Annotated in this window: 7 protein-coding genes; all 7 read right to left on the bottom strand. The window is 63.7% G+C overall.

Annotation, left to right across the window (positions count from 1 at the left end):
- Positions 1-315: 315 nt before the first annotated feature.
- The gene (locus ACIQCY_RS18140; protein WP_400485197.1) at positions 316-573 is read right to left on the bottom strand and encodes a hypothetical protein; all 258 of its coding nucleotides are present in this window, start codon (positions 571-573) and stop codon (positions 316-318) included.
- Positions 570-845, bottom strand: a complete 276-nt coding sequence (locus tag ACIQCY_RS18145; RefSeq protein WP_400485198.1) for a helix-turn-helix domain-containing protein — start codon at positions 843-845, stop codon at positions 570-572. Before ACIQCY_RS18145 ends, ACIQCY_RS18140 begins: the two co-directional genes overlap by 4 nt.
- Before the next feature lie 6 nt (positions 846-851).
- The gene (locus tag ACIQCY_RS18150) at positions 852-1,244 is read right to left on the bottom strand and encodes a hypothetical protein (protein WP_400485199.1); all 393 of its coding nucleotides are present in this window, start codon (positions 1,242-1,244) and stop codon (positions 852-854) included.
- Positions 1,245-1,348: 104 nt separating this feature from the next.
- Positions 1,349-1,912: a single-stranded DNA-binding protein gene (locus ACIQCY_RS18155; protein WP_400485200.1), complete on the bottom strand. Its 564-nt coding sequence runs from the start codon at positions 1,910-1,912 to the stop codon at positions 1,349-1,351.
- Between the two features lie 100 nt (positions 1,913-2,012).
- Positions 2,013-2,267 carry a glutaredoxin family protein gene (locus ACIQCY_RS18160; RefSeq protein WP_400485201.1) on the bottom strand — a complete coding sequence of 85 codons (255 nt, stop codon included), beginning with the start codon at positions 2,265-2,267 and terminating at the stop codon, positions 2,013-2,015.
- Positions 2,268-2,393: 126 nt separating this feature from the next.
- Positions 2,394-2,678, bottom strand: coding sequence for a hypothetical protein (locus ACIQCY_RS18165; protein WP_400485202.1), 285 nt, complete (start codon positions 2,676-2,678; stop codon positions 2,394-2,396).
- Between the two features lie 102 nt (positions 2,679-2,780).
- Positions 2,781-3,218, bottom strand: coding sequence for a hypothetical protein (locus ACIQCY_RS18170; protein WP_400485203.1), 438 nt, complete (start codon positions 3,216-3,218; stop codon positions 2,781-2,783).
- Positions 3,219-3,555: the final 337 nt, after the last annotated feature.

Raw genomic sequence — 3,555 nt, forward strand, 5'->3', positions numbered from 1 at the left:
GCACAGCAGCAAAAGCCATACCCATCACCCCTGGGTAGCCAAGACACTACAACTGCCCTGCGAACTACCTGCTCAACAACATAAGGACAGCAGCAAAAAACGTCAGGGTCGGGTGCGACGAAGGAGCGCCCGGGCCTCATCAGGCCGAAGCGAAGCGCAGGACCATTGCCCTGGGTGGAGCGCCAGCGGAAACCAGGGAAGCACTACAGGTGACACACCCGCGGTCGCCAGCTGCCGTGGGGTTAAAAGGTGGAAGCGGGAGCTGCACTACCAGCTCCCGCTTCCGTTTTCTTGCTTTCCCTGCAACCAGGAAATCTATAGGGCTCGGTTCTTCTCTTCCTCGAGAGTCCGTCGGCCTGGCCGCAGGGCCCCCGGAGCGACCGGTTCCCACTTCCTGCCCTGGTTGTGCTTGCGCTGCAGGCGCTTCACCTCGCGCATCACAGCTGCTTCGATCAAGTCTGTCACAGAGCGGTACCCCTCTTCATGACCGGCTGCGAGGAACGCTGCGCGGACCTGGTCCGCGTCGGTCTGGCTGAAGTACGGGGTGAATGACGCGGGCTTGTTCTTGCTCACTCCGGGTCCCCTCCCCCGCCGTCGTCCTCGGGCTGTCCCTCTCGGGCTATCTCTGCCCGGCCCCGCTGGTAGGCGGTGGCGATGTAGTCCTCGAGCTTGGTGCGTTCGATGCGCCACTGCCCGCGGCCGCCGACTTGGATGGCGGGCAGCTCACCTGACTTGATGAGCCCCATCACCGTTGTGCGCTGCACGTTCAGCTCCTCCCCGGCCTGCTGCAGGGTAAGGAACCGCAGCGGCTGCGGCCGCTCATCTGGGACCGTTCCATCGCTCACGACGCCTCAGTCCCGGTAGCCCTGGCCGGCGATGGCGTTCTGTGCCTGTGCGAGTTCGGCGCCGAGCTGGCCGACGAGTTTGGCCGCGCGGGTCAGATGATCGGTTGCTGTGGCAACTGACTGCACCGGGTCACCGCCCTGCCATTCGTAGACGTCATGGGTGTCCAGGGATTTGCCGAGGCCGGCCGCGAGCTGGCTGAGGGCCTGAGGCAGCATGTACTCGACGCCTTTGAGGTTCCCGAGCACCTTGTAGGCAACCGGGGCCGGGATGGACGTACCCGGCAGACTCTCGTGACAAATGGTGCGCAGCTCGTCATAGATCGCGTCAGCGGACGACACGATCGCGGGGGTTGGTTTGTCGTCGTCCGCCAGGCTGAACTCGTCTGATTCGTCGGTCATGGTGTGATCCTTCCAGAGGCGGTCTTCGTGGGTGCGCGTCAGCTGGTGAGTGAGAGGCGATGATCAGGGGTGACCGACGGTTGCCGGCCACCCCTACGTGTTGATCAGAACGGCGGTTCGCTCTCGGGGCCGTTGCCCCACCCACCGGCACCGCCGGCACTGCCGTCTCGAGCTGCTGCAGGGGCTCCCCACGGGTCATCCGCGGGCTGCTGCTGCCACGTATTGCCCGGCTGCGCTCCGCCCTGGAACCCTCCCCCACCCTGGGCGTTGCCTCCACCTGCGCCGTTGTTGCCGGATCCGCTGCGCTGGGCGCGGGTAACTTTCGCTGAGGCGTAGCGCAGGCTCGGTCCGACCTCGTCGACCTCGAGTTCCATGACGGTGCGCTTCTCGCCTTCCTTGGTGTCGTAGCTGCGGGACTTCAACCGGCCCTGGGCGATGACGCGGGTTCCCTTGGTCAGGGTCTCGGCGACGTTCTCGGCCGACTCGCGCCAGACGTTGCAGCGCAGGAACAGGGTTTCCCCGTCCTTCCAGTCATTGGACTGCCGGTCGAAGGTGCGCGGGGTGGACGCGATGGTGAAGTTCGCGACCGCTGACCCGCTGGGGGTGAAGCGGAGTTCGGGATCCGAGGTGAGGTTCCCGATGACGGTGATGATCGTTTCTCCGGCCATGATGCTCAACTGCCTTTCGTATGGGGTGCTGGTGTTGTCGTTGAATGAGTGAATGAGTAGATGAGTAGATGAGTAGATGAGTCGGGTCAGCGCAGCTTGGCTACTTGCCGTCGAGGGCGATGACCTGGCTGATCTTGGTGGGGTTCAGGCCGGACCAGTGATCCTCACTGCCGTCCTTCTCGTAGACCACGACGGGCGCCTGGCTGTAGCCAAGCTCCTCGGTGACGTAGGCGAGAGCCTGGTCGTTGGTGGTGATGTCCACGGTGGTGAACTGGACGCCGGCGGCGTCGAACAGTTCCTTCGTCTTCTTGCATCCGAAGCACCCGGATGGCTTCTCGAAGATGGTGATGGTCATGGCGCTCAGTCCTTGGTTACGTATGGGTTTTGGTGAGAGTCAACTGCTGTGCTGCTGGTACTAATTCTACCGTTTATTCATCTGAAAAACAGCACTTCTGCCGCATGAATCCAGCTAACTTTAGTTCTAGTTCTCGTCCTCTCGGCCGATCATTTCCAGCTGGGACCAGCTCTCGCACACTTCTCCGGCTGCTTCGTGAAAGTGCCGGTGGTCGCGCAGCTCGGGGTGGGCTTCGATGTAGCGGCGGACGTCCTCGGCGCATATGTCGGCCATGTCGTAGACGGGCTGGATCCAGTCGTTCTCTTTGGGGTTCTCTTGCAGCCAGGTGAACATCGCATCTTCGTCGACGGCCACTCGGACGTAGTTGGCCTGGGTGGTAATCCGGTTCATGGAGAACAGCATTTCGGGCATCAGGGCGTACCTACTTTCGGGCTAGTGGGATGAGGCTGGTGAGGTCGAGGGCCGGGCCGCACCCCGCCCGCTGGGGCGGGGTGCGGCCTTCGTCAGCGAGTCCTAGCAGCGGTGGATGCATCCGTAGGGCTTGGTGAACTCGTCGTCCAGCTCCTCGGCCGTGGCGGGCAGGTGGGCCGGCCCGTCTGCCTGTCCGTGCTTCCAGTACCAGAAGACCTCTGCGGTGATCGCCTTGTGGCAGGCGTCTTCGGCGCGGTACCAGTGCGTGTAGGTGTCGCCCTCGACGTAGGTCCCGTACCCGTAGAGGGTGCCGGTCTCGTCTCGGTGGGTGGCGGTGGCGAAGAAGACGTAGGGCCAGGACCCGGCGTCCCATCCGTCGGTGCCCCACGCGCCCATGACCTTCCACGGGCTGCCGGTGAGGGTGTCAAGCCAGTCGTACCCATCGCCTGTGCGGTCATCCACCGGCAGGACCGGGGCGCTGACGGTCTCTTCGGTGTCCTTCGTGGTGGTGCTGACCAGAACTGCGGTATCGGTGTTCACAGTGTTGCTCCTTGGTTGCAGTGGTGGTGTCGGGGCCCTGTAGTGACCAGCAGTGGACCCTTTCCCCGTTGTTTTTTGCCTGCTGGCGAGCTCGCTCGCTCGTCCCCGACGGAGCAGTGCTCAACGCCGTAGGTGCGAGGGTGCGCCGATCCTGGGAGGAAATAAGCGACGCAGGAGCGCCGGACAGGATCGGTGTGCCCGATGCCGGCGGAGCCGGTTGACGCTGTGGAGCGGGGGCGCACAATCCGAAGGAGTCTCAATGATGTTGTCAACAGTCCGGGCTCCCATCCCTGCACTTTTTCTCCCGGGGCAGCTGACGTGAGCGGCTACCTGTGCC

The organism is Arthrobacter sp. NPDC092385 (assembly GCF_044755105.1).
GTDB lineage: Bacteria > Actinomycetota > Actinomycetes > Actinomycetales > Micrococcaceae > Arthrobacter_D.

Coding starts and splice junctions, on each gene's coding strand:
- ACIQCY_RS18150 (WP_400485199.1), bottom strand. CDS start 1,244: ATGACCGACGAATCAGACGAGTTCAGCCTGGCGGACGACGACAAACCA.
- ACIQCY_RS18155 (WP_400485200.1), bottom strand. CDS start 1,912: ATGGCCGGAGAAACGATCATCACCGTCATCGGGAACCTCACCTCGGAT.
- ACIQCY_RS18160 (WP_400485201.1), bottom strand. CDS start 2,267: ATGACCATCACCATCTTCGAGAAGCCATCCGGGTGCTTCGGATGCAAG.
- ACIQCY_RS18165 (WP_400485202.1), bottom strand. CDS start 2,678: ATGCCCGAAATGCTGTTCTCCATGAACCGGATTACCACCCAGGCCAAC.